This is a genomic window from Arthrobacter sp. fls2-241-R2A-200, from assembly GCF_030209745.1.
Classification (GTDB): Bacteria; Actinomycetota; Actinomycetes; order Actinomycetales; family Micrococcaceae; genus Arthrobacter.
Genome location: NZ_JARVRJ010000006.1, coordinates 55,723 through 77,875, shown reverse-complemented (window position 1 = coordinate 77,875; position 22,153 = coordinate 55,723). Strand labels below are relative to the sequence as shown.

25 protein-coding genes and 1 tRNA gene are annotated in these 22,153 nt (G+C 62.1%); 16 read left to right on the top strand and 10 right to left on the bottom strand.

The window, feature by feature from the left end; all coding sequences use genetic code 11:
- Positions 1 to 2: 2 nt before the first annotated feature.
- From QRN42_RS07320 to QRN42_RS07290, 7 genes are all read left to right on the top strand, one after another.
- Complete coding sequence (locus tag QRN42_RS07320) at positions 3 to 1,508, top strand: bifunctional phosphatase PAP2/diacylglycerol kinase family protein (protein WP_284978600.1); 1,506 nt, start codon at positions 3 to 5, stop codon at positions 1,506 to 1,508.
- A 150-nt stretch (positions 1,509 to 1,658) separates the two neighbouring features.
- On the top strand, positions 1,659 to 2,603 hold the full coding sequence (locus QRN42_RS07315) for an ABC transporter ATP-binding protein (protein WP_284978599.1): 945 nt from the start codon (positions 1,659 to 1,661) through the stop codon (positions 2,601 to 2,603).
- A gap of 5 nt (positions 2,604 to 2,608) precedes the next feature.
- Positions 2,609 to 3,508 (top strand): ABC transporter permease, encoded by a 900-nt coding sequence (locus QRN42_RS07310; RefSeq protein ID WP_284976964.1) that lies wholly within the window; start codon positions 2,609 to 2,611, stop codon positions 3,506 to 3,508.
- 27 nt (positions 3,509 to 3,535) lie between these two features.
- Positions 3,536 to 4,843 carry a sensor histidine kinase gene (locus QRN42_RS07305; protein WP_284978598.1) on the top strand — a complete coding sequence of 436 codons (1,308 nt, stop codon included), beginning with the start codon at positions 3,536 to 3,538 and terminating at the stop codon, positions 4,841 to 4,843.
- Positions 4,840 to 5,532 carry a response regulator gene (locus tag QRN42_RS07300; protein ID WP_284978597.1) on the top strand — a complete coding sequence of 231 codons (693 nt, stop codon included), beginning with the start codon at positions 4,840 to 4,842 and terminating at the stop codon, positions 5,530 to 5,532. The genes QRN42_RS07305 and QRN42_RS07300 overlap by 4 nt, the downstream gene beginning before the upstream one ends.
- 184 nt (positions 5,533 to 5,716) lie before the next feature.
- Positions 5,717 to 7,171, top strand: a complete 1,455-nt coding sequence (locus tag QRN42_RS07295) for an amino acid permease (protein WP_284978596.1) — start codon at positions 5,717 to 5,719, stop codon at positions 7,169 to 7,171.
- 80 nt (positions 7,172 to 7,251) lie between these two features.
- Complete coding sequence (locus tag QRN42_RS07290) at positions 7,252 to 8,007, top strand: IclR family transcriptional regulator (RefSeq protein WP_284978595.1); 756 nt, start codon at positions 7,252 to 7,254, stop codon at positions 8,005 to 8,007.
- A gap of 11 nt (positions 8,008 to 8,018) precedes the next feature.
- On the opposite strand, the gene QRN42_RS07285 is transcribed toward QRN42_RS07290, so the two are convergent.
- Entirely contained in the window at positions 8,019 to 8,474 is a 456-nt protein-coding gene (locus QRN42_RS07285; RefSeq protein ID WP_284978594.1) for a YkvA family protein, read from the bottom strand.
- Positions 8,471 to 9,100: a cation efflux transmembrane domain-containing protein gene (locus QRN42_RS07280; protein WP_284978593.1), complete on the bottom strand. Its 630-nt coding sequence runs from the start codon at positions 9,098 to 9,100 to the stop codon at positions 8,471 to 8,473. The genes QRN42_RS07285 and QRN42_RS07280 overlap by 4 nt, the downstream gene beginning before the upstream one ends.
- 141 nt (positions 9,101 to 9,241) lie before the next feature.
- Between QRN42_RS07280 and QRN42_RS07275 the strand changes: the two genes are divergently transcribed.
- Positions 9,242 to 10,318 carry a metallophosphoesterase family protein gene (locus QRN42_RS07275; RefSeq protein ID WP_284978592.1) on the top strand — a complete coding sequence of 359 codons (1,077 nt, stop codon included), beginning with the start codon at positions 9,242 to 9,244 and terminating at the stop codon, positions 10,316 to 10,318.
- Between the two features lie 6 nt (positions 10,319 to 10,324).
- On the opposite strand, the gene QRN42_RS07270 is transcribed toward QRN42_RS07275, so the two are convergent.
- The 3 genes from QRN42_RS07270 to QRN42_RS07260 are packed head-to-tail and all read right to left on the bottom strand — an operon-like array spanning position 10,325 to position 12,353.
- Positions 10,325 to 11,113 carry an IclR family transcriptional regulator gene (locus QRN42_RS07270; RefSeq protein WP_284976972.1) on the bottom strand — a complete coding sequence of 263 codons (789 nt, stop codon included), beginning with the start codon at positions 11,111 to 11,113 and terminating at the stop codon, positions 10,325 to 10,327.
- Between the two features lie 29 nt (positions 11,114 to 11,142).
- Entirely contained in the window at positions 11,143 to 11,892 is a 750-nt protein-coding gene (locus QRN42_RS07265; RefSeq protein WP_284978591.1) for a cyclase family protein, read from the bottom strand.
- The gene (locus QRN42_RS07260; protein ID WP_284978590.1) at positions 11,892 to 12,353 is read right to left on the bottom strand and encodes a hypothetical protein; all 462 of its coding nucleotides are present in this window, start codon (positions 12,351 to 12,353) and stop codon (positions 11,892 to 11,894) included. The genes QRN42_RS07265 and QRN42_RS07260 overlap by 1 nt, the downstream gene beginning before the upstream one ends.
- 134 nt (positions 12,354 to 12,487) lie before the next feature.
- Between QRN42_RS07260 and QRN42_RS07255 the strand changes: the two genes are divergently transcribed.
- Positions 12,488 to 13,804, top strand: a complete 1,317-nt coding sequence (locus QRN42_RS07255; protein WP_284978589.1) for a M18 family aminopeptidase — start codon at positions 12,488 to 12,490, stop codon at positions 13,802 to 13,804.
- A gap of 223 nt (positions 13,805 to 14,027) precedes the next feature.
- A complete protein-coding gene (locus tag QRN42_RS07250; protein WP_284978588.1) occupies positions 14,028 to 15,446 on the top strand; it encodes an amino acid permease in 1,419 nt (472 codons plus the stop codon).
- A gap of 91 nt (positions 15,447 to 15,537) precedes the next feature.
- Here the strand turns inward: QRN42_RS07250 and QRN42_RS07245 are convergent, their stop codons facing one another.
- Entirely contained in the window at positions 15,538 to 16,197 is a 660-nt protein-coding gene (locus tag QRN42_RS07245; RefSeq protein WP_284978587.1) for a DUF1345 domain-containing protein, read from the bottom strand.
- 165 nt (positions 16,198 to 16,362) lie between these two features.
- On the opposite strand from QRN42_RS07245, the gene QRN42_RS07240 reads away from it, so the two are divergent.
- Positions 16,363 to 16,445, top strand: a tRNA-Leu gene (locus tag QRN42_RS07240).
- Positions 16,446 to 16,538: 93 nt separating this feature from the next.
- On the opposite strand, the gene QRN42_RS07235 is transcribed toward QRN42_RS07240, so the two are convergent.
- Positions 16,539 to 16,877: a YnfA family protein gene (locus QRN42_RS07235; protein ID WP_284978586.1), complete on the bottom strand. Its 339-nt coding sequence runs from the start codon at positions 16,875 to 16,877 to the stop codon at positions 16,539 to 16,541.
- 228 nt (positions 16,878 to 17,105) lie between these two features.
- Between QRN42_RS07235 and rpsF the strand changes: the two genes are divergently transcribed.
- The 5 genes from rpsF (at position 17,106) to QRN42_RS07210 (ending at position 19,889) form a co-directional block, all read left to right on the top strand.
- Positions 17,106 to 17,411 carry a 30S ribosomal protein S6 gene (gene rpsF, locus QRN42_RS07230; RefSeq protein WP_028267876.1) on the top strand — a complete coding sequence of 102 codons (306 nt, stop codon included), beginning with the start codon at positions 17,106 to 17,108 and terminating at the stop codon, positions 17,409 to 17,411.
- Positions 17,412 to 17,466: 55 nt separating this feature from the next.
- The gene (locus QRN42_RS07225) at positions 17,467 to 18,045 is read left to right on the top strand and encodes a single-stranded DNA-binding protein (protein ID WP_284976979.1); all 579 of its coding nucleotides are present in this window, start codon (positions 17,467 to 17,469) and stop codon (positions 18,043 to 18,045) included.
- Between the two features lie 126 nt (positions 18,046 to 18,171).
- On the top strand, positions 18,172 to 18,411 hold the full coding sequence (gene rpsR, locus QRN42_RS07220) for a 30S ribosomal protein S18 (RefSeq protein ID WP_003800144.1): 240 nt from the start codon (positions 18,172 to 18,174) through the stop codon (positions 18,409 to 18,411).
- 17 nt (positions 18,412 to 18,428) lie between these two features.
- Entirely contained in the window at positions 18,429 to 18,881 is a 453-nt protein-coding gene (gene rplI, locus QRN42_RS07215; RefSeq protein WP_284976980.1) for a 50S ribosomal protein L9, read from the top strand.
- A gap of 156 nt (positions 18,882 to 19,037) precedes the next feature.
- Positions 19,038 to 19,889, top strand: coding sequence for a PhzF family phenazine biosynthesis protein (locus QRN42_RS07210; RefSeq protein ID WP_284978585.1), 852 nt, complete (start codon positions 19,038 to 19,040; stop codon positions 19,887 to 19,889).
- A gap of 23 nt (positions 19,890 to 19,912) precedes the next feature.
- Here the strand turns inward: QRN42_RS07210 and QRN42_RS07205 are convergent, their stop codons facing one another.
- From QRN42_RS07205 to QRN42_RS07195, 3 genes are all read right to left on the bottom strand, one after another.
- The gene (locus tag QRN42_RS07205; protein WP_284978584.1) at positions 19,913 to 20,077 is read right to left on the bottom strand and encodes a hypothetical protein; all 165 of its coding nucleotides are present in this window, start codon (positions 20,075 to 20,077) and stop codon (positions 19,913 to 19,915) included.
- Between the two features lie 129 nt (positions 20,078 to 20,206).
- Positions 20,207 to 21,475: a DUF6297 family protein gene (locus tag QRN42_RS07200; RefSeq protein ID WP_284978583.1), complete on the bottom strand. Its 1,269-nt coding sequence runs from the start codon at positions 21,473 to 21,475 to the stop codon at positions 20,207 to 20,209.
- Positions 21,462 to 22,139: an ABC transporter ATP-binding protein gene (locus QRN42_RS07195; protein ID WP_284978582.1), complete on the bottom strand. Its 678-nt coding sequence runs from the start codon at positions 22,137 to 22,139 to the stop codon at positions 21,462 to 21,464. Before QRN42_RS07195 ends, QRN42_RS07200 begins: the two co-directional genes overlap by 14 nt.
- Between the last annotated feature and the right edge of the window lie 14 nt (positions 22,140 to 22,153).

The following is a 22,153-nucleotide window of genomic DNA, read 5'->3' as shown; positions in this document are numbered from 1 at the left end:
GCATGCGAGGCTTCTTGGGCATGGGCCCACAACAGGTTTCAGCTTTTGACCGGTTCCTGGTCCGGGCGGTGTCCCGCCAGCCCCAGGGCAGCCACGATGTTTTCTTCCGCAGGCTTTCCTCGTCCGCGACCAAGAGCAAGCTGTGGTTCGGCATAGCAGGCGCCATGGCAACCATCCCTGGCACGCCGAGGAGGGCTGCCGTGCATGGCCTGCTTTCCTTGGCTGTTGCTTCCGGGGTGACCAACCTCGTGTTCAAGACGCTGTTGCCCCGTCGGCGTCCCCATCCGGACATTCTTCCGACCTTTCGTTTCGTCAATCCACAGCCCTCGAGCTCCTCCATGCCCTCCGGCCACTCGGCATCAGCTGTGGCGTTCGCCGTTGGTGCTGGCATGGTCTCTCCAGCGTTAGGAGCGGCCCTAGTGCCCGTGGCCGCGGGAGTTGCGTACTCGCGAGTGCATACTGGCGCGCACTGGCCCACTGACGTTGTCCTGGGGTCGGCGATCGGGGTGGGCGCGGCGCTCCTAACACGCAACTGGTGGCCGGCCCGGCCTGCTGAACCCAGTCCGCGGCGTACTCCTGCCGAAGCACCAGCCATTGCCGACGGCGAGGGGCTGGCCATCGCCGTCAACGTGCTTGGCGGCTCCTACACGCCCGAAACCAGTGAGCTGCTCCTCAAAGTATTCCCCAAGGCGTATATTCATGAGATCGGTGAAGATAAGGATGTCGCTGCGGAAATAGATGCCGCGGCTACCCGGACCGGGATTGTGGCGCTTGGCGTGTGGGGCGGTGACGGAACGGTGGGCGCTGCCGCCGCTGCCGCCGTCGAGCATTCACTCCCGCTCCTTGTCCTCCCGGGGGGAACCCTCAACCATTTCGCCCGCGACCTTGGCACCAGTTCCATCGATGACGCTATCGAGGCCGTCACCAATGGCCATGCCGCGTCCGTCGACCTGGGACATGTAGTGGTGCAACGCGGGCTCCCCGATTCGCCCGAGACGCTTGAGTTGGCCATGCTGAACACGGCCAGCATCGGTTTGTATCCCAACCTTGTGCGCCGTCGGGAGAAGCTTGAACTGGCCCTGGGTAAACCGCTCGCCGGAGTCCTTGCGTCACTGCGGACCTTCGCCACGAGTTCGCCCACGACCCTCCTGGTTGACGGTGTGAAGCACACGCTCTGGATTCTTTACATGGGCCGTGGCCGGTTCTACCCCAGCGACCACGCTCCCCTGCGGCGTCCGGTACTCGACGACGGCGTCTTTGACCTGCGCATGATTACCGCGGATGAACCGTTTGCCCGTGCACGGCTCCTGTGGTCCGTACTGACGGGCACCGTCGCCTCGTCGAAGGTCACGCACCTCACCGAAGCAACCAGGGTGGTTGTGGAAGCGATCGGCGAACCACTGGTCTTGGCGGTCGACGGCGAACCCAAGCCCGGCGTGCGGAGCGCGGAGTTCATCGTCAGGCCACGGCAGCTCACGGTGTACTCGCCCCTTCCTGTCACGGAGTAGAACCGCCACTCAGGGTCATCCATGAGGACTACCCTGGGTGGCCCATGAATCATCCCTGGGACAGGCGATTTCCGGGCTCCTCGTGACTAGCGTGGTGAGTACAGTAAAAACTCATCTGCACGCACTGTGCTCCGAGGAGGGAACGCTTCCATGATCGAAGCAAGAGGCCTATCAAAGGTCTATGGCGCGAAGACCGCCGTCGACGGTGTCAGTTTCACCGTCCAAGCCGGCCGGGTGACAGGCTTCCTTGGCCCGAACGGCGCAGGTAAATCCACTACGATGCGCATGATCATGGGCTTGGACCGGCCCACCTCGGGGGATGTGAAGGTCAACGGTCGGCACTATTCCGAGCACAGGGATCCCCTGCACCAGGTAGGTGCCCTGCTCGATGCCAAGGCAGTTCACACGGGCCGCAGTGCCTACAACCACCTGCTCGCCATGGCTGCGACGCACAACATACCTACCTCACGGGTGCATGAGGTCATCGAAATGACCGGCCTCGGCGCCGTCGCAAAGAAGAAAGCCGGCGGGTTTTCACTCGGTATGGGACAACGGCTCGGCATCGCAGCAGCGTTGCTGGGCGACCCCCAGACGTTGATCCTGGATGAGCCTGTCAACGGGCTGGATCCCGAAGGCGTCCTCTGGGTCCGCAACTTGGTCCGCTACCTCGCCAGCCAAGGTAAGACCGTTTTCCTGTCGTCGCACCTGATGAGTGAAATGTCGCAAACCGCGGATCACCTGATTGTCATCGGTCGTGGCAAAATCATCGCGGACGCGCCGGTCAAGGACATCATCGCCGGTGCGCAGCAGGCGAAGGTCCTGGTGCGGACGTCCGCGACGAGCCACCTGTCGTCGCTGCTGGTAGGCGACGGCGTCCGGGTGGACCAAAGCGAGACTGAAACCCTCGAGGTTACCGGGTTGCAGGCGCGCCAGATTGCGCAGATTGCGCTCGACAACCAGGTCCTGGTCTATGAACTGACGCCTCAGGTGTCGTCCCTTGAGGACGCCTACTTCAATCTCACCAAGGACGAAGTCGAGTACCACTCGCATGTGTCCGGTGAACCCGCACTCGCCGCTGCACCGGAAGGAAAGTAAGCACCATGAGCACCACTACTGAGAACCGTGCAGGCGTGCCAACACGCTCCTCCGCAGGCACCGGCGGGGTGACCTTTGGCGGCGTCGTAAAGTCCGAGTGGATCAAGCTCCGCTCGCTGACATCGACGCAGATCCTCCTTATTCTGACGCTCGTGGCCACCGTGGGAATCGGGGCGCTGGCCGTCCTGATCCGTTACTCCTTCATCAACCAGATAGCGCAACGTGCCAAGGAGGCGGGCCAGACCGTCACTCCGGAGCTGTTGACGAGTGCATTCCCCAAGGGCTCGGGGTTTGAGCTCTACAACCTGCCTAACGCGGGCCTGCAGATCGGCACCTTGGTGTTGGGATCCCTCGCCGTGCTGTTTATCTCCTCGGAGTACGCCACCGGCATGATCCGTTCCACCATGAATGCGGTTCCCAAAAGAATTCCCGCATTTTTGGCGAAGGCACTCCTCCTGGTGGTGGTTTCCTACGTTATCACCACCATTGCGGCATTCCTGACTTTCCTCATTGCCATGCCGGTCTTCCGTGGCTACAACCTGGACCTGACATGGTCCACCGACGGCGTGATGTACAGCATTTTCACCGGTGGCCTCTACGTTGCCGGAGTTGCCCTGATCGGGCTCTCGCTCGGGGCTTTGCTGCGCAACAGCGCGGGTGGGGTCACAGTGCTGGTCGCGCTGTTCTTTGTTCTCTCGATCGCTTCCGGATTCCTTTCATTGGTCCCGGGGGATTTCTGGAAGTACGTTCCCCAGTACATCCCCAGCGAGGCCGGCGGCCGGTTCCTGGCCATTGGACACGTGGACGGCGTCATTGACCCCTGGCAGGGAGGCCTCATCTTCCTCGGCTACGTCCTCCTGTTCCTGATTCCGGCTCTGCTGGTTATCAAGAAGCGGGACGTCTAGGCAGGGCAGCCCGTCTAGGCTCGTTCCATGAGTGAAGCTCCACTGCAGAAGGACGCGGCGGCCATGACGGTCGACGCGTCCTTCGCTGAAATTACCCAACGCCGCAGGGGCCGGATCCGGCGGTACTTCTACCAGCACCCCCGCGCCATGAACGCCGTCGTGGTCCTTTGCTACCTGCTTTTGGCCTTGCCCACCATCATCGCTTCGATTGGCGAAGGCAAGTGGTTGGTGGTTGCGTTGCTCCTGCTGATTGCTACAGCGTTGGTCTTCCGGCGCGAGCTCCCCGTCCAGGTGGTGCTGGCAGTCGCGCTTTTGGAAGTGGCCGCGACGATCCTCAACCCGTGGGGCTCCAACGTTTCGGCAGGACTGTGGTTCGCGCTTTATGCGATGGCGGCCACGAAGCCAAGGGCCTCGGCATTGGCAATTTTTGTCGGTGCGAGCTTGCCGCTAAGCCTTCTTTACCTGTTCATGTGGACGAGTCCGTCCAACGCCGGGACACTCCAGGACGTCCCGGAAAATTTTCACCTGATCAACAACATCGCCACCGCGGTGACCATCATGCTCTCGAACCTACTGGCAACGGGCATCGGGATCTCTGTCCGGCAGCGCAGGGAGCATGAAGCCGAAATCGCCGCCTGGGCCGCCAGGACCACGCAACTCGGCAAGGTCACCGAACGGAACCGGATAGCGCGGGAAATGCACGACGTCGTGGCCCACTCGCTCACCGTGATGATCAGTCTTTCCGACGGCGCCGCGGTTGTGGTCAAGAAAGACCCGGACCGTGCCGGACTGGTTCTGGGCGAGTTGTCCCGGACAGGCAGGGCAGCCTTGGCGGACATGCGCCGGGTCCTCGGGGTGTTGCGCGACGATACCGGCAAGCCCGCGCCCCTGACCCCGCTCGCTTCGGGGCTGGACCTGGCCAAGCTCCTGGAGGGATTCCGTACTGCAGGCCTTCCGCTGCACTACGCACACATGGGCCCGGCCCTCCCAGCGGATCCCGCATTGGAGCTGACCGTTTACAGGATCGTGCAGGAGTCCCTGACCAACGTGCTGCGGTACGGCCGGTCCCTGGGCCGAGTGGATGTACACGTTACCCGCGACGGCGATTTGGTCACCATAGACGTGCTCGACGACGGCCGCGGCACCCGGGATGCGTCCGCCGATCCCGCAGGCGGGATGGCTAGCCTCGGCGGCCTGGGCTCGGGGCAGGGGATCGCGGGGATGCGGGAACGCGCTGGAATCTATGCCGGAACGGTTACTGCCGGGCCGGGCAAACGGGGAGGCTGGGCGGTCCACGCTGAGCTGCTCTGGAATGGTGAAAAGGGGGAATCGTGATCGAAAGCAGGATCAAGGTGTTGTTGGTGGATGACCAACCGCTGCTACGCATGGGGTTTCGCCTCATTCTTGAGGGCGAGGAAGACCTCACCGTGGTCGGGGAAGCCTCGGATGGAGCCGAAGCTGTCCGCCAAGTAGAGTCGCTTCAGCCCGACGTCGTACTGATGGACGTCCGGATGCCAACGATGGACGGCATTGAGGCCACGCGCCGAATTGCGGATTTATCCTCGGAAGCACGGGTCATCATCCTCACCACGTTCGACCTTGACGAATACGCGTTCAGCGGCCTGCAGGCTGGCGCGTCCGCCTTCCTGCTCAAGGACGTCGCGCCCGCCGAACTCGTGCAGGCGGTGCGGGTGGTGGCCAGTGGCGACGCCGTCGTGGCCCCTCGCGTGACCCAACGGCTCTTGGAGACGTATGTCCGGGGAGGTTCGGTGCCGGGTAACCCGCAGACGCCGCCCAGGGATCCCCTTCTTGATGGCCTGACGCCGAGGGAAACGGAGATCCTTACGACCATCGCTGAAGGCCTGTCCAATGCGGAAATCGCGCACAAGTTCTTCCTCTCCGAGGCGACTGTGAAGACCCATGTCCGCCGGATTCTGAGCAAATTGCAACTGCGCGATAGGGTCCAGGTCGTGGTGTACGCCTACGAAACAGGCCTTGTGGTGCCCAGCAATCCGGACTACTGACGATAGGTCCGGCTCGGATACGTACTCCGTGTAACCGTGTGCAACATATGCATTAATAAATGTCTTTAATGACCACGGGTGAGAACTTTGTGTTACCTTCGTCACTACAGACGCCCTTTTAGGCAGCCACACCCCGGATGTCCCAGGCGTACCGTCAGCATCTGTCACACAACGGAGACATCACATGGATTCTTCAACCTCTTCGGCCCCTTTGGAACTGCAACATGAACCTGACACCCTAGCGACCAACGCGGCGCCGGCGCCCGAAACCGGCCTTCGCCGGTCAATGGGTGCCCGCCACCTCGTGATGATCGCGATGGGCGGGGTGATCGGCTCCGGATTGTTCCTGAGCTCCGGATACACCATTTCCCAGGCCGGCCCCCTGGGTGCGGTCATCGCCTACCTTATCGGGGCGTTCGTGGTCTATCTGGTGATGGCATGCCTTGGGGAGCTGGCCATTGCCTACCCAGTGTCCGGAGCATTCCATATCTACGCGTCACGTTCCATTGGACCCGCAACCGGTTTCGCCACTGCATGGCTCTACTGGCTGTGCTGGGCCGTGGCAATCGGCTCCGAATTCACGGCCTCCGGATTGCTCATGCAACGCTGGTTTCCGGGCGTGGACGTCTGGGTTTGGTGTGCCGTGTTTGCTGTGGTTCTCTTCGGCCTCAACGCGGTGTCGTCACGGTTTTTCGGTGAGTCGGAGTTCTGGTTCTCGATTGTCAAGGTCGGTGCAATTATTGCCCTCATCGTGTTCGGCGGAGCGGCTGTCCTGGGCTTCCACCCGCTGTCGGAATCGGACCATCACCCGTTCCTTTTCGAAAACTTCAACACGTCGGGCGGTTTGTTCCCCAACGGCCTTAGCGGCGTCCTTGTAACAACCCTCGCTGTCTTCTATGCCTTCTCCGGATCAGAGCTCATCGGTGTCGCAGCCGGCGAAACGGCAGACCCTGCGCGGAACATTCCCAAAGCCATGCGCAGCACCGTTGTTCGGCTTCTCATCTTCTTCGTCGGCGCAATTGCAGTGATCGCAGCTACGGTGCCTTTCGACCAGGTGGGTCTGGACGAGAGTCCCTTCGTGACGGTCTTCTCCTCGGTGGGGATACCTTTCGCAGGGGACATCATGAACTTCGTCATCATCACCGCGCTCCTGTCCGCGGGCAATAGCGGCCTGTTCTCCTGTGCTCGCATGCTCTACTCCTTGGCGGATGAGGGCCAAGCGCCCAAAGCCCTCAAAAAGCTGACACGCCGCGGAATACCCCTGGCTGCACTCTCCGTGAGCATGCTCGGCGGGTTGGCTTCCTTGATCAGCAGCATTGTTGCCCCGGAAACCGTTTACCTCGCCCTCGTCTCCGTTGCAGGTTTCGCAGTGGTGGGGGTTTGGATGTCGATCACCGCATCGCACTTCTTCCATCGCCGTCAGTTCGTCCGCAACGGCGGTCGAGTCAGCGACCTTGCCTACAAGGCCCCACTCTTTCCGCTGGTACCGATTCTTGCATTCGCCTTGTGCTTCATCTCCCTCATAGGCATTGCCATGGACCCAAACCAGGTAGCTGCTTTGTACTTTGGGGTACCGTTCGTTGGCGCGTGCTATGCGTTCTTCCACTTCCGCTATGGCCGCAGGGCGCAGGTTGGCTGAACATTCGTAGGTTGGCTGGGCACCCGTAGGTTTGGCGGCATGTCAGAATGGCCGAAGCGCTTTTCGGAAGGAGCCGTTTCTTGGAGGGATCACCCGAGGCGTCCTCGTTGGCTCAGGGCCTTCGCCTCGTTCGGATGGTAACGGACCGCGAAAAGCAGGGACGCCAGCTTTTAGGTGTTTCCCAGCTGGCGGCGGAGCTGGACATGGAGCAGAGCCGCGTTTCGCGGTTGGCACAGGAGCTTTGCGATCTGGGACTGCTGGAACGGGTGGAGCGAGGTCCTTTCCGGACGGGCCCCCGGTTTTTCAGTTTGGCCGCCTCGCTCAATGTCGGCTGGGTCCGGGAATCAGCGGCTGAGATGGAGGCGCTGGTATCTACCTTTGGCCTGAGATCCCGGCTCTCTGTTCGCGAGGGTGTCCGGGTCCTCCTGCTGCGCTCTTCCACCAACAATTCAGTACTGGGCGGGTTCGCCAAACCGGGCATGGTCACGCCGGTTTGGTGCACCGGCTCGGGGCGTGCGCTCTTGTGGGACCACTCCCGGGCCCAGCTCGACTCCCTGCTCAGGGACGTCAACTTCATCGGCGTCGGCGGTCCTGCGGCGGCCCACTCAGTCACTGAGGTCAGTGACCTTATGGACCGGGATCGGCCGAGGGGACTCGTTCTGGCGGCGGAAGAATTCGAGCATGACGTATGGGAAGCCGCCGTCCCGATTCGGAATCCCGCCGGCAGCGTCGTGGCTGCCATCAGCGTTTTAGGTGGGCGGACCAGCATTGAAAAAGCCGAAGTGGACATCGCCGGTGCCCTGCACGCCGCTGCCCTACGGCTGGGTGCTGGGTAGCGTTCGGGAACCTACTGCCTCCCGGAGTCATCCGTCCCGGGCCCAGCAGAAGGCGTCGCCGACATGCCGGCCACGCGTTCGATCATTGCGAGACCCGCCGGGGTGCCGGGCCAGTGCTTCTCCAATGGTCCGGCACCTGCTTTGCGGATGACCGAGCGCAGCACGAGGGCCACGATGACGACGTCGTCGGCGTATCCAAGTACGGGCAGGAAATCCGGAACCAGGTCAATCGGTGAGGCGAGATAGACCAGCAGTAGGACCAAGCGGATACGGATGCCGCGCGGGAGTGTCCTATCAGCAGTCAACCGGCGCAACAGGATGAGGAGGTCGGGAAGCAACCGGAGTGCTTCCCTCATGCCTACCGTCTCCGGGTGCCGCCGGGCGTAAACGGCCAGCAGGATCAGTAGGACCGCGTAAATCAGCGCAACGCCACCGATGATAACCATCACCGGTTCCCACCAGTTCATGCCGTCGCTTCCCCGGGCGCCCCGGGTTCAGGCTTCAAAGCGTGCATAGCCTCGCGAACGGCGTAGTACACGATGACCAGCCCAGCCAGCGGGTCCGCCCACCACCACCCGAACAATGCGTTGAGGACCAACCCGATGAGGACCGCGCCGGATAGGCAGGCATCGATCAGGGTGATCTTGCCTTCCGCTCTCAGCACCGGGTTGCCCATGACACGGCCCGTGCGGATCTTTCCCCAAGCCAAGCCCAGCATCACTACGAGTGTCAGCGCCGTCCATCCAATGCCCAAGGCCGAGCCGGAAGGCCGGACACCACTGGCGATCACAATGACCAACTGGACCACTAAGTATGCAGCCAGAACCGCGAACGCCACTCCGATCAACCGCATGGCCCGCGCCTCACGGTCAGCATGGACACCCTTAAGCTGCCACACCACAACTACGGAGGCGAAGACCTCGATCAGGGAATCCAGGCCGAATCCGGCCAGGGCCGGCGAGGAGGCACCGACGGCGGCCACGGCCAGGATGCCCAACCCGATCACGTTCCAGCCGAGGGTGGCATATTCAAGGGCCAACCCGCGACGCAACAAGCGGTTGCTCTCCAAGGTGGCACCCTTTCCGTCAGTCATCACCACAAATCCCTCTTTCCCTACCGTAGGTTATGACATCTTGCTTCATGGCAAAGGGCAAAGATTCACGTGGGCGACTCCTGTCATTCAGCTCATCCCAATAGCCTCGTCCCGGTATCGGACAACGATGAGGAGAGTTTCATGCGTTCAATGACTAGAGTCGCCATAGCAACGGTCGGGGCCGCGCTACTGTCCGCGACGCTGCTGGCCCCGCCCGCCCTTGCAGCCCACGACGGCGGCCCGTCGGGACAGCCGAACGGGAACGGACACCAAGGCAACACGGATGGGTTCAGCTTCGGAGTGATCGGGGACGTGCCGTATGGTGCCGCCGAAATCCAAGCGTTCCCTTCCTACATCCAGGATCTCAACGCGCACAAGGAACTGAGCTTCGTCGCCCACGTAGGTGACATCAAGAACGGGTCTTCCCAGTGCACAGACCAGTACTTCGACGCCATCAAAAGCAACTTTGACAGCTTCACGGCCCCGCTTGTCTACACTCCGGGGGACAACGAATGGACAGATTGCCATCGCCCGAACAACGGAGCCTACAACCCCCTTGAAAGGCTGGCCAAGGTCCGGGAAACCTTCTTTCCCAAGCCCGGCGTCACGCTTGGCGCACCGATGCAGGTGAAGTCGCAAGCCAAGGAGGGCTTCCCCGAGAACGTCAGCTTCCGCAAGCACGAGGTTGCCTTCACAGCCGTCAATATCCCCGGCAGCGACAACTCGATGTTGCCTTGGACGGGCCTTGGCCAAACCCAGCCCACCACCGCCCAAGTGAGTGAGGTTCAGACGCGGACCCGGGCCGACATCGAGGAGTTGAAGGACACCTTCCGCACCGCACGAAACAACGGTGACCGTGCCGTCGTCGTGATGACTCAGGCGGATATGTTCGACCCTACGGTCGCTGCCCCGAGCCAGGCGGACTTTGGCGCTTTCAAGCCCCTGGTGCAGACCCTGATCGAGGAATCGAACTCCTTCGGAGGGCCGGTCTACCTGATCAATGGAGACAGCCACGTCTATAACCAGGACCACCCTTTGGCGGCCGGCTCGTCGTGGTTGTCCTTTTATGGCCAAGCCACGGCAGCGAAGAACCTGACCCGGGTCACGGTGGACGGCTCCAACAATGCCAAGGACTGGCTGAAAGTCACCGTGAATCCCGGTGACTCATCAGACGTCATTTCGTTCGATCGCGTTCCGTTCACGCACCCGGCTTCCTAGCGCTGCTCAACTCCCGAAAATATCCGGACTGGTATCTGCTGGTCCCCCAACAGTTGATTCGAGCCAATCCCGCCAGGAGTTCAGTACGACGGCGTGGCTCTCCCTCAGTGGCTCCATGCGGGACTTAGGGCCGACGATCTGTATCGCGGCGGCAACCTCGCCCTTGAAATCCCGGATGGGAGCGGCGAGGGAATACAGGCCGGGTTCGGCTTCCTCGTCAACTATGGAGTAGCCACGGGCGCGGGAGGTCCTGAGGCGGTCCAGGAAGTCATCCACGGAGCGGGGGGTGTTGGGTCCATGCTTCAGGAACTCCACGGATTCGAAGACTTTGCGGACCTCGTGGTCGGGCGTATCCCATAGCAGGGCCTGGCCGGCGTCGCTGCAGTAGGCAGGGTAGGGGCGTCCCAGCCAGGAACCCACGAGGTTGGCACTCGCGGGAACATGCTCAGCGATGGTCACGGTGCTGTTTCCGCTGAGCACTCCCAAAAAGCAGGCCTCGTTGGTTTCGGTGGCCAAGCCCTCCAGCGCGGTGAGGCCGTCGGTCCGGAGCCGTTGCTCCGTAACGAGCTGGGCGTCCGTCAGGATGGACCAATCCAAGCTGTAGTTCCGCTGGTCATTACGGGCCAGGAAGCCCTCCAGCTGGGCACCCTTGAGGCTCCTTGACACTTGGCTGCGGTCTTTATCCAGCTGGGCCGCGATGTCGGCGACCGAACCGCCGTCGTACCCTTGCGCATGACGGGCCCCGAGGGCGAGGATGGCCATCATCCCGCGGCCCATGCTGGAGGTCTTTGACATGGCTCGATTCTAGCCACACCCATCCCGCGTCAGTGGATCGCGAAGACCCTGGCCGGAAAGCCGCTGCCTCCCAACGGTTTGGCCCACGTGGCGATCATGATCGCGCCTGCCTCTGGAACACCGTCCAGATTAGCCAGGAGTTCGATCTGCCACTTTCCTTGGGCGAGCACGTAGGTTTCCAGGCTGAAGTCCTGCCGGGAGGTCGCGATGCCGGGATCGGTATCGGTCTGCTCATGACCCACGGCGGACACGTGCCGGGTTTCGATCAAGTACTTGAGAACCTCGTGCGACCAGCCAGGAGTATGGCTGATACCCGCTGCATCCTTGTTTGCCATCGCCTCGGGGTCCGGCCACCGCCGGCTCCATCCTGTGCGAAGTGCCACGAACGAACCCTCGGGGATGTCCCCGTTCCGGGCTTCCCAACCCTGCACGTCCGCAAGGGTGGGCGTCGCATCAGGATTGGCGTCCACGCGTTGGCTGATATCTATGACTACCAACGGCAGCAGCATCTGTTCGACAGGAATCTTGTCCAGGGTCAAGCCGCCCCGGATGAAGTGCGACGGCGGATCGACGTGGGTGCCCCACTGACCCACGATCGAGTACCGATGGGCTGTGAAGCCATCCCCCTTCTCTATGTCGAAGAGGGCTTCGCGGGTTTCATCGGGGAATGCCGCGAACCGTGGCTGGCCCGGGTGGAACGCATGGGTAAGGTCCGTGTAGGTACGGCCCTTCAAGAGCGCCGCCAAGTCGGCCCACAACCGGGGAGACGTGCCCTGCATCAGGCCACCCGGCTTTCGACAGCCGGCATGCCGAAAGCCGGTGCCTCAACGCTGGTGGAGACGCTGATGGGTCCGGAAATTTCGATAACCGGAACTTCCCATGGATGAATGCGGACAATCTGTTGGATCATGTCCTGGACCTCTGCCTCGCTCATGGCGTAGTCAAAGTACGTTGTGAAAACGAACGTTGGCGAAATGGTTCGTTGTCCCACCAGCCCCAAGGTGGGGTTGGCGCCTTCGGCAACGGTGAAACCTTCGAACCCGGCGGAGGACTCGAAAACATGGTGGTAGTTGCCGAAACCGCCCAACTCAGGGATGTCCGCGAGAGTTTGCAGCAGCAAAGCAATCCCGGCGTCGGCTTCCAACGCCGTGAGGTTGCCACCGGCCAGCTGCGTCATCGTTCCAACCTCAATGGGCCAATGGATGCGGAGCTTGCGGACTTGTTTTAGTTCAATGTTCATGAGGAGCCTTCCGAGATGAGCTGCTGGCGCTATCGTGGCACATTGTGATGGGCATTACAAGCATATGGAAATGTTCATACTGCACATACCTGACGATTGAGGTGCCTTAGACCATGCGCGGCTAGACTCGGTGAATGTCTTCGAATGCCTCCGCAGCAGATGCCCACATCCAGGACCTCGGCGCGTATGTGGCGGCGTCGCCGTCGAGCTTCCACGCTGTCCACGAAGCTGCCCGCAGGCTGGATGCCGCCGGATTCACACGCTTGGACGAGTTGGAACCGTGGGCCGGCGGGGCCGGCAAGTTCTACATTGTCCGGGACGGTGCGCTGGTAGCGTGGCTGACCCCCGAAGGCGCAGGACCAACCACCGGTTTCAACATTTTGGGTGCCCACACCGATTCACCCTCCTTCAAACTCAAGCCCAAACCCACCACTGCCAAGTTCGGCTGGCTTCAGGCCGGCGTCGAAGTCTATGGCGGCCCACTCCTGAACTCGTGGCTGGACCGGGAGCTCCAGCTTGCCGGCCGCCTGGTCCTACTTGACGGCACCGAGCACCTCACCGCCACTGGACCGCTCCTCCGCTTCCCGCAACTGGCCATCCACTTGGACCGGGGAGTCAATGACAACGGATTGCTGCTGTCAAAGCAGCAACACATGAACCCCATCTTCGGCCAGGCCGGGGATGAAGGTGCCGATGGGGCGGATCTGCTGGCGGTGCTCGCCGATCGCGTTCAAGGCGCCACTGTGGATCCGGCCCGGATCGCCGGGTACGACGTCGTAGTGGCAGACACGCAGGCCCCCGCGGTTTTCGGGGCCAACAGCGAGTTCTTTGCGTCCGGGCGCCTGGACAACCTCTCCTCGACCCATGCCGGGCTGGTCGCCTTGATCGCGCATGCCGCAACCGAACCAACCAGCGGGCCCATCGCAGTACTGGCAGCTTTCGACCACGAGGAGCTCGGCTCGAATTCCCGCTCCGGCGCCTGCGGGCCTATTCTCGAGGACATTTTGACGCGCGTCTCGGACGGCCTTGGTGCATCCGTGAGCGAGCGGCGGCGGGCCCTTGCGGCGTCGTTCTGCGTGTCAGCGGATGCCGGTCATGCTGTCCATCCGAACTATCCCGAGAGGCACGATCCCGTGAACCGCCCGGTTCTCAACGGCGGGCCGTTGCTGAAGATCAACGCCAACCAGCGCTACGCCACTGATGCCCCGGGCGCGGCTGTCTGGGCCAAGCTTTGCGAAGCGGCCGGCGTGCCGTACCAAGAGTTCGTCTCCAATAACGATCTGCCCTGCGGCTCTACGATCGGGCCGCTGACCGCCACCCGTTTGGGTATTCGAACAGTCGACGTCGGCGTTCCGCTCCTGTCGATGCATTCGGCACGCGAACTTTGCGGAGTTCGGGATCCACGGTTCCTGACCGACGTCCTTGAGGTGTTCTTCCGCGCAGGCGCCTGAGGCAAAGCATCAAGCACTCGCTTCAGGGCGGGGATGTCGATTCCCCTGATGAAACACCTGTTTCCTAAAATCATACTTTTTGTGCGGGCGTGCCAATTCGAGCACAGGCAAAATGTTTGGTCGCACAGTACCCGCTCGGTCCCGGCACGTTAGCGTGATCTAGTCATGTGGCCCGTGGCACACCACTGTGGCCTACCTCAAACCTAAAGGACGGCGCCAATCCATGCACGCTGACCAACAGCTTTCCAAGTCCCTGAAGCCGCGGCACCTCTCCATGATCGCCATCGCCGGCGTGATCGGTGCAGGGCTTTTCGTCGGCTCCGGCGCTGCCATCCAGCAAGCCGGCCCGGGGATCCTCGTTGCCTACCTCGCTGCCGGCCTGGTTGTCATCCTCGTGATGCGCATGCTGGGCGAGATGGCTGCAGCCAACCCGGAAACCGGCTCATTCTCCACCTACGCAGACAAAGCCCTGGGCCGCTGGGCCGGTTTTAGTATCGGCTGGCTCTATGCCTGGTTCTGGATCATTGTTCTTGGCATCGAGGCCACTGCGGGTGCGGCCATCATGCACCGCTGGGTTCCCGGCGTGGATCAGTGGGTTTGGGCGCTGCTGCTGATGGTCCTCCTGACACTGACCAACCTTGGATCCGTGAAATCCTACGGCGAGTTCGAGTTCTGGTTCGCCTCCATCAAGGTCACGGCAATCGTCATCTTCCTCCTCGCCGGGATCGCGGCCATCCTCGGCCTCATCCCAGGCGTTCCGGCGCCCGGCGTCAGCAACCTCCTGGATAAGGGCGGCTTCATGCCCAGCGGTCCGGGAGCGGTGCTCGCCGGCATCCTCGTGGTGGTTTTCTCCTTCTTCGGCGCGGAAATCGCCACCATCGCGGCCGGAGAATCCGAGAACCCCGTGGACGCCGTCAAAAAGGCCGTGAAGTCCACTGTTTGGCGCATCCTGATCTTCTACATCGGTTCGATCGCCATTGTGGTGACGCTACTGCCGTGGAACAGCGCTTCCGTTGCCAAGAGCCCCTATGTGGCCGTCATTGAGCTCTACGGAATCCCGGGAGCCGGCACCATCATGGACATCGTTGTCCTGACCTCGGTGCTCTCCTGCCTGAACTCGGGTCTCTACACTGCCAGCCGCATGCTGTTCTCCCTCTCCCAGCGCGGTGACGCGCCCAAGTCGTGGATGAAGATCTCCAAGCGGGGCGTTCCGGCTGCAGCAGTATTGGCTTCCACCGTGGTTGGGTTCATCACCGTGGGCCTGAACTACATTGCCCCGGACACAGTGTTCTTGTTCCTGGTGAACACCTCCGGTGCCATTGCGCTGTTCGTGTGGCTCGTCATCGCCGCCTCCCAGCTCATCCTCCGCAGGCGAATGGGAGCCGCTGCCGAGCAACTTGAACTCAAGATGTGGCTCTTCCCGTACCTCACCTGGATCTCCATCGGCAGCATCGTGGCGCTCATCATCGGAATGATCATTATTGAATCCACGCGGGAATCCCTGTTCCTCTCGCTGGCGCTGGCTGCCGTGGTGGTCGTCATCGGCGTCGTGCGGTACCGCCGCCGGAACAGCCGCTTGGACACCGGTGCGAGCAGCACCGAAACCGAGGGCGCAGGGGTCGGCGCAGGGCCGACGTCGTAATCCCTGGCACCAACCGCCTAACCCAGCAGCCGCCGTCGAACGTTCGACGGCGGCTGCTGGGTTTTTGGTTGTCAGTGGACTTGCCGGATGGCTACTGGGCCAGTCCGATGACCAAGTTGATGGTGACGGCGAGGATTACCGTGCCGAAGAGGTAGGACAGCAAGCCATGCTTCATGGCTTCGGCTCGGATCCGATGGTTTTCCAGATTGGTGTCCGACACTTGGTAGGTCATGCCCAGGCTGGTGGCCAGGTAGGCGAAATCGGTGTACTGCGGTGGCCTGTCCTGGTTGAAGCTGATGCCGCCCGGCTTCCCGCCGGTGCCTTTATTCGAACTGTAGTAAAGCTCGGCGTACCGGAGCGTGAAAAGCGTCTGGACGAGCATCCAGGAAAGGGCTACACACACCAAAGCCAGAACGGCCGCGTACACGCGGCTGTTCGAGCCGTCGATATGTGAGTTGACGATCACGGCGGCGGCCGCGGCAATGCTGGCAAGGTTAGCTATCAGTATCAGGAGGTCCGTAGCTGCGCGGGACGGATCCTCGGAGGTCGCGTGGAGGCGGGTTTCGTCAGGGTCCATGCGCGCGATGACGAGCCACACCCACACTACGTAGATCAGCGCGGCCACCGCCCAACCCACCGCGGGGGCGTCCACCCAGCCCCACAACACTCCGGCGGCAACGAAGGCTGCCGCTCCGGCCACCAACATAATGACCAACCGCAACCGGCTGCGTCTCTCTCTGACGTTGTTCATTTATTCACCCTAACCATTTCGGGGTGGTAGATACGCGCGCCCCGCGCTGCCCGCACCATGCCCGTCCCAGGGTGCCGAACTCCCGAATCTGTGGATTGCCGCTCTTCGTGTTAGTGTCTTTGCTGCTGTCGAGGAGAAAATGAAACACGCTTCTCCTGACCACCTGCGCGGGTGGCGGAATGGCAGACGCGCTAGCTTGAGGTGCTAGTCCTCGAAAGGGGGTGGGGGTTCAAGTCCCCCTCCGCGCACAGTGTGAAACCCCCGGAAGATCCACAATCTTCCGGGGGTTTCGTCGTGTTCGGACACCGTGCCGGTGTGAGGATTAACCGCAGCTGTGAGGATTAACTGCCAGCGCGGGGTGCGAACATGATCACGGCCACTCCAGCCATGCAGACCAGGGCGCCAATGACGTCCCAGCGGTCCGGCCGAAAACCATCCACCAGCATTCCCCACGCGAGAGACCCGGCGATGAACACTCCGCCGTACGCAGCGAGAACGCGGCCAAAGTGGGCCTCGGGCTGGAAGGCAGCGAAGAACCCGTAGATTCCCAGCGCAACCACACCCAGGCCAGCCCACCACCAGGCCTTGCCCTCCCTGATGGCCTGCCAGATGAGCCACGCCCCGCCGATTTCCGCCGCCGCAGCAAGGATGAAGAGGGTGATGGACTTCAAGACGGTCATGGTCCAAGTATCACGGGTGGCCCGAACCGTTATCCACATAGACAACTTGTCCGCTTCCACGGCCCAATCCTGCCGAATAGCTTTGAGTGCAGGAGATGCACTAAGATGTTGAAGTCTGTGTTACGCCCTCTGCCGGTCTTTCGGTGGGGGCGTGTGCGCAGCATCGCAAATGAACCTCCTGTTACGGAAATGCCGTAACCGCTTAGCCCAAAGGAGGTGGGTTCACATATGCGTCCTTACGAATTGATGGTAATCATCGACCCCGAGGTCGAAGAGCGTACCGTAGAGCCGTCGCTTCAGAAGTTCCTGAATGTCATCACCACCGATGGTGGAACCATCGAAAAGGTTGACATCTGGGGCCGCCGTCGCCTCGCTTACGACATCAAGAAGAAGTCCGAAGGTATCTACGCCGTGGTGAACTTCACCGCCAAGCCTGAAACCGCCAAGGAACTTGACCGCCAGCTGAGTCTCAACGAGACCATCATGCGCACCAAGATCACCCGCCCCGAAGAGCAGAAGGTTGTAGCTGAGTAATTTCAGCTCCCGGCTTTCAATCTTTACCCCGCAGGAACGAACAAGGAGGCAGTAGATGGCAGGCGAAACCACTATTACGGTCATCGGTAATCTCACCAATGACCCCGAACTGCGGTTCACACCGTCAGGTTCGGCGGTAGCGAACTTCACCATTGCGTCTACTCCCCGGACCTTCGATCGCCAGTCCAATGAGTGGAAGGATGGGGAAACCCTGTTCCTCCGCGCATCGGTGTGGCGTGAGGCAGCTGAGAACGTGGCCGAGTCCCTCACAAAGGGCATGCGCGTCATTGTTTCCGGCCGTTTGAAGAGCCGTTCCTACGAAACAAAAGAAGGCGAAAAGCGCACAGTTATCGAGCTGGAGGTCGACGAAATCGGCCCCAGCCTGCGTTACGCAAACGCCAAGGTCAACCGTACCCAGCGCTCCGGCGGGGGTCAGGGTGGCTTCGGTGGCGGTAACGCCGGTAATTCCGGTGGCTTTGGAGGCGGCGCTCCTGGTGGAAACCAGGGTGGCGGCAACTCCGGAGGAACCTGGGGCGGCAACCAGCCCGCACAGCAGGAAGACCCTTGGGCTACGCCCGGTGTCAGCAATGCAGGCGGCTGGGGCAACGGCCCGGATTCAGAACCTCCCTTCTAAACACCAAGAAATCGTCCGACGCCGGATGCCGCCAGTTTGCCGAAAGGCACCCGGGCGGGGAAGGCCGTCGAACACCACCATCCCGTGGATCAATATCCACGGGCTCCATAGAATAGGAGCTCCACGATGGCTAAGGCTGAACTCCGTAAGCCCAAACCAAAGTCCAACCCCTTGAAGGCCGCTGACATCACTGTCATCGACTACAAGGACGTAGCATTGCTGCGCAAGTTCATCTCCGATCGCGGAAAGATCCGCGCTCGTCGCGTCACTGGCGTTACCGTTCAGGAACAGCGCAAGATCGCCCAGGCAATCAAGAACGCCCGCGAAGTTGCACTGCTGCCTTACTCCGGCGCTGGCCGCGGCTAAGGGAAAGGGTAACTAACATGGCAAAGCTCATTCTGACCCACGAAGTAACCGGTCTCGGTGCTGCTGGCGACGTCGTCGAGGTCAAGGACGGTTACGCACGTAACTTCCTGGTGCCCCGCGGCTTCGCTCTGACTTGGAGCAAGGGTGGCGAGAAGCAGGTCGAGTCCATCACGGCAGCCCGTGCTGCTCGTGCGCACGCTTCGGTTGAAGCTGCACAGGCTCAGGCTTCCGCGCTGTCCTCCAAGAAGGTCAAGCTCGAGGTGAAGGCCGGCGAGTCCGGTCGTCTCTTCGGCACGGTCAAGCCGGCTGACGTCGCTGCTGCTGTTGAGGCCGCTGGCCTCGGCGCAATCGACAAGCGCAATGTTGAACTGCCGAACCACATCAAGTCTGTCGGTTCGTACCAAGCCAACGTTCGCCTGCACGAGGACGTCTCCGCTGTGATCGACCTTGAGGTCGTAGCAGGGAAGTAGTCCCAGACTGCAAAAAAGGACCCCCGCCGCCGGATTCCGGAGGTGGGGGTCCTTTGCTTTCGTCACCTGCAACCGCGCCGGTTCCAAGCGCGCCTGGTCCAACAGCACTGGGTCCATCCGTGCCGGGTCCAACCATGCCGATGGTAGCCTGCAGCAGTGAGCCCAGAATCCACACGTATCCGTCCGTTCCACCAAGTCGATGTCTTCTCAGAGGTGCCATACCTCGGGAACCCGCTGGCCGTCGTCGTCGACGCCGAGGGGCTGAGTAGTGCAACGATGCAGCACTTTGCCAACTGGACCAACCTTTCGGAAACGACGTTCCTGCTGCCGCCCACAGACCCTACCGCGGATTACAAGGTGCGGATCTTCACTGGCAGCGAGGAGTTCCCGTTCGCAGGCCACCCCACACTGGGTTCGGCGCACACCTGGCTCCGTGCAGGCGGTACGCCCAAGGCCGACGGGGTGGTGGTCCAGGAATGCGCCGCCGGTTTGGTGCGGATCAAGCACGACGCCGGGCGGCTGGCGTTTGCGGCGCCCCCACTGACACGTTTTGAGGCAGTAAGCGACGCGCTGCGGGACAGGTTGGCTGCAAGTCTGCGGATTCCTGCAAAATCCATGCTCGACGCTGCCTGGTTAGTCAACGGACCCGAGTGGATCGGAGTACTCCTGGGTTCAGCTGAAGAAGTGCTCGCCATCGACCCGGACCTTGCGCAGATGGGCGAGCTCAAAGTAGGCGTGATCGGACCGCATCGGGCTGGAACCGGCGTCGATTTTGAGGTCCGGACGTTCATCCCCGGGGATGCCATGACGGAGGACCCGGTGACCGGCAGCTTCAATGCCGGGGCGGCACAGTGGTTGACCGGCAGTGGCCGTGCGCCCCAAGAGTACGTCGCGGCGCAGGGCACGGTGCTGGGCCGGGCAGGCCGGATTCACGTCCAGGCCGTGGATGGGGTGGTGTGGGTCGGCGGAGCGTCGAGCACGTGCATCGAGGGCACCGTCATGCTCTGATGCAGTACTGCTCTGGGAACGGACTAAACCCCGCCCTGGCTACGGCGCGGACGTGAGAGAACAACCACCAGGAAGATACCCGCGCTGAACACCGCCTGGACCGCCATGACCGGCAACAGGACACGTCCCAAGTACAGGGAGAAGACCACGGGAATCATCGCCAGGATGGTCACATCCAGTCCCCGCATAACTGATGTGAGCTGAGCCCGGGGAACCGGTCCGAAAGGCGTTTCAATCGGTGGTATCGACCAGTCCGCCCCTGGTCTCGTGGCCGCGCGGAGCGTCCCGGCGCCCATCCCGACACCTGCCAAGGCTCCCTAGGGGACGAGGGCAGGATCAGCGGCGCCGAGCAACACCAATAGTGCGCTGAGAACCGTCATCCAAAGAGCCATGGCAGCTGCAGGCATTAGTATCCTACTGGTCCGGACCACTGCCCCGTTCAACGGCAGCAGAGCATCAAGTTCCGGTACCAGTGCGGCACGTCGGGCAATGCTGCCCATCCCTGCGGCGGTGGCGCAACCGGCAATGACGATGATTGCCAGCTGTACGAATTCCGGCAGCCCCCCTTCCACCAGCAGCGAAGCCACGCACGCTCCGAGCCAAACGAAGGGCGGAAGCAGGGGTGGGTGCAAACGCAGGAAGGCCACTATGTCGGCACGGATCAAGGCCGCGGCAGGCCCGCGGACAGGCTTGCCATAGAAAGCAGCCGCCCGACCGCCGTCGTTCTTGGACGGCAGTTTCCCACTGCCCAGCGCGCGCAACACCTCATTGGAGTCCATTGCGAACAGCGACGCACTGGCCTGGCTGGCCAGCGCTCCTCCCCGAGTCAGCTCTTCGGCGCTCACCAGCCCGGCTCTGGGTGCGACGAGTATCAAGAGCCCGACGGCGGCCACGCACAGCCCCGCTACGGGTAGGGGCCCGGGCGCAAGGGCAGGCACAACAGCACTCAGGAGCAGTACCAGTGCGGCAACGAATCGTCCGAGCCGTCCTCGGAGGATGCCGAGCTGTTGCGTCGCTGCCAATAGCACTGCAATCATGCCGGCCGCACCAAACGCAACCGATGCGATGAGATGCTCCCCGGGGCTGCGGCCGAGGGAAGTCATCACGCTGAACAAGAGGTAAGCGAGTGCTGAGCCCACGGTGGTAAGGGCTACTTTGCGGAGGAACCGGGGACCAACCATCGGACGCCGGTCGAGGGGGAGCGGAAGCCACCACGTGCTTTCGGGCCCGGTAACGGTGATCGGTCCCAGCTTGCGGGACAGGTTGCTCATCGAAGCGAGGACGGCCAAGCCCAGGAGGCTCCAGAGAGCAGGCTGCGGCAGCACGAACCACTGGTTCCGAACGATGCTCGACACCGCGGTCCGCAGGGCAATCTCGTTCCGCATGGCGAAGACGAAGGAACCGGCCATGGCCAGTGCGACGCCGAGTCCGAGCACGTTGTTGTAGACGTCGATGAAGCGGTCGCCCCAAGAGATCTGCCGGCGTTCATACCGACGCGCTGAACGATGCGTGAAGCGGACGATTTCTGCGGACAGTACGCGGCTGGACTCCTGTTTCCCGGAGGCGGGGGCCTTAAGAGCCGGCAATGATGGACGCTCCCTTGTCCGGCTTGAATTCCTGCACTTCCTCGTCGATCACCAAACACCTGGACGCGGTGGCGAGCAACAACTGGGGATCATGGGTTATTAAGACAACCGCACCGCCAGCCCGCGCGTGGTGGGCAATGCGGCCGCCAATGGCCACGCGCATTTGGGGATCAAGGCGCTGTTCGGGTTCGTCAAGGATAAGGAGCGACGACGGACGAATCAGCCCGGCGGCCAGAAGCAACCGGCGGCGTTGGCCGGAAGAGAGGGCATCTGGTACTGCGTCCGCGCGTCCCGCGAGCCCGAAGAACGCCAGTTCCTCCTCAACCCGCGCTTCGGGTTGGTCCAACGAGTGGCCACGGGCGATCAGAAGCAGGTGCTCGCGCACAGTTAAGGACGGGAAGAAGAGGTCCTCGTCGAAGACCGCTGCGACCTCGCGACGAAACGGCACGGCGTCGGGGTCTATGAGGAGTCCGTGGACCTTGACGTGCCCGGACAAGGGAGCCTGCCGACCAGCGATGGTGCGCGCCACAGTGGACTTGCCGGCACCATTGATCCCGACAACTCCCAAGACCTCGCCGGCCCTCACTGATACGGACACTTCACCGCACACCGGCGACCCGGCGTAGCCCACAACCAGTCTGTCGGCCTCAAGAACTGTAGCCATGGGTCAACAGTAGC

Bases quoted from the DNA above. Each gene is read 5' to 3' on its own strand.
- QRN42_RS07320 (WP_284978600.1), top strand. From the start codon at position 3: ATGCGAGGCTTCTTGGGCATGGGCCCACAACAGGTTTCAGCTTTTGAC.
- QRN42_RS07315 (WP_284978599.1), top strand. From the start codon at position 1,659: ATGATCGAAGCAAGAGGCCTATCAAAGGTCTATGGCGCGAAGACCGCC.
- QRN42_RS07310 (WP_284976964.1), top strand. From the start codon at position 2,609: ATGAGCACCACTACTGAGAACCGTGCAGGCGTGCCAACACGCTCCTCC.
- QRN42_RS07305 (WP_284978598.1), top strand. From the start codon at position 3,536: ATGAGTGAAGCTCCACTGCAGAAGGACGCGGCGGCCATGACGGTCGAC.
- QRN42_RS07295 (WP_284978596.1), top strand. From the start codon at position 5,717: ATGGATTCTTCAACCTCTTCGGCCCCTTTGGAACTGCAACATGAACCT.
- QRN42_RS07285 (WP_284978594.1), bottom strand. From the start codon at position 8,474: ATGAACTGGTGGGAACCGGTGATGGTTATCATCGGTGGCGTTGCGCTG.
- QRN42_RS07280 (WP_284978593.1), bottom strand. From the start codon at position 9,100: ATGACTGACGGAAAGGGTGCCACCTTGGAGAGCAACCGCTTGTTGCGT.
- QRN42_RS07275 (WP_284978592.1), top strand. From the start codon at position 9,242: ATGCGTTCAATGACTAGAGTCGCCATAGCAACGGTCGGGGCCGCGCTA.
- QRN42_RS07270 (WP_284976972.1), bottom strand. From the start codon at position 11,113: ATGTCAAAGACCTCCAGCATGGGCCGCGGGATGATGGCCATCCTCGCC.
- QRN42_RS07265 (WP_284978591.1), bottom strand. From the start codon at position 11,892: ATGCAGGGCACGTCTCCCCGGTTGTGGGCCGACTTGGCGGCGCTCTTG.
- QRN42_RS07260 (WP_284978590.1), bottom strand. From the start codon at position 12,353: ATGAACATTGAACTAAAACAAGTCCGCAAGCTCCGCATCCATTGGCCC.
- QRN42_RS07255 (WP_284978589.1), top strand. From the start codon at position 12,488: ATGTCTTCGAATGCCTCCGCAGCAGATGCCCACATCCAGGACCTCGGC.
- QRN42_RS07250 (WP_284978588.1), top strand. From the start codon at position 14,028: ATGCACGCTGACCAACAGCTTTCCAAGTCCCTGAAGCCGCGGCACCTC.
- QRN42_RS07245 (WP_284978587.1), bottom strand. From the start codon at position 16,197: ATGAACAACGTCAGAGAGAGACGCAGCCGGTTGCGGTTGGTCATTATG.
- QRN42_RS07235 (WP_284978586.1), bottom strand. From the start codon at position 16,877: ATGACCGTCTTGAAGTCCATCACCCTCTTCATCCTTGCTGCGGCGGCG.
- rpsF (WP_028267876.1), top strand. From the start codon at position 17,106: ATGCGTCCTTACGAATTGATGGTAATCATCGACCCCGAGGTCGAAGAG.
- QRN42_RS07225 (WP_284976979.1), top strand. From the start codon at position 17,467: ATGGCAGGCGAAACCACTATTACGGTCATCGGTAATCTCACCAATGAC.
- rpsR (WP_003800144.1), top strand. From the start codon at position 18,172: ATGGCTAAGGCTGAACTCCGTAAGCCCAAACCAAAGTCCAACCCCTTG.
- rplI (WP_284976980.1), top strand. From the start codon at position 18,429: ATGGCAAAGCTCATTCTGACCCACGAAGTAACCGGTCTCGGTGCTGCT.
- QRN42_RS07205 (WP_284978584.1), bottom strand. From the start codon at position 20,077: ATGCGGGGACTGGATGTGACCATCCTGGCGATGATTCCCGTGGTCTTC.
- QRN42_RS07195 (WP_284978582.1), bottom strand. From the start codon at position 22,139: ATGGCTACAGTTCTTGAGGCCGACAGACTGGTTGTGGGCTACGCCGGG.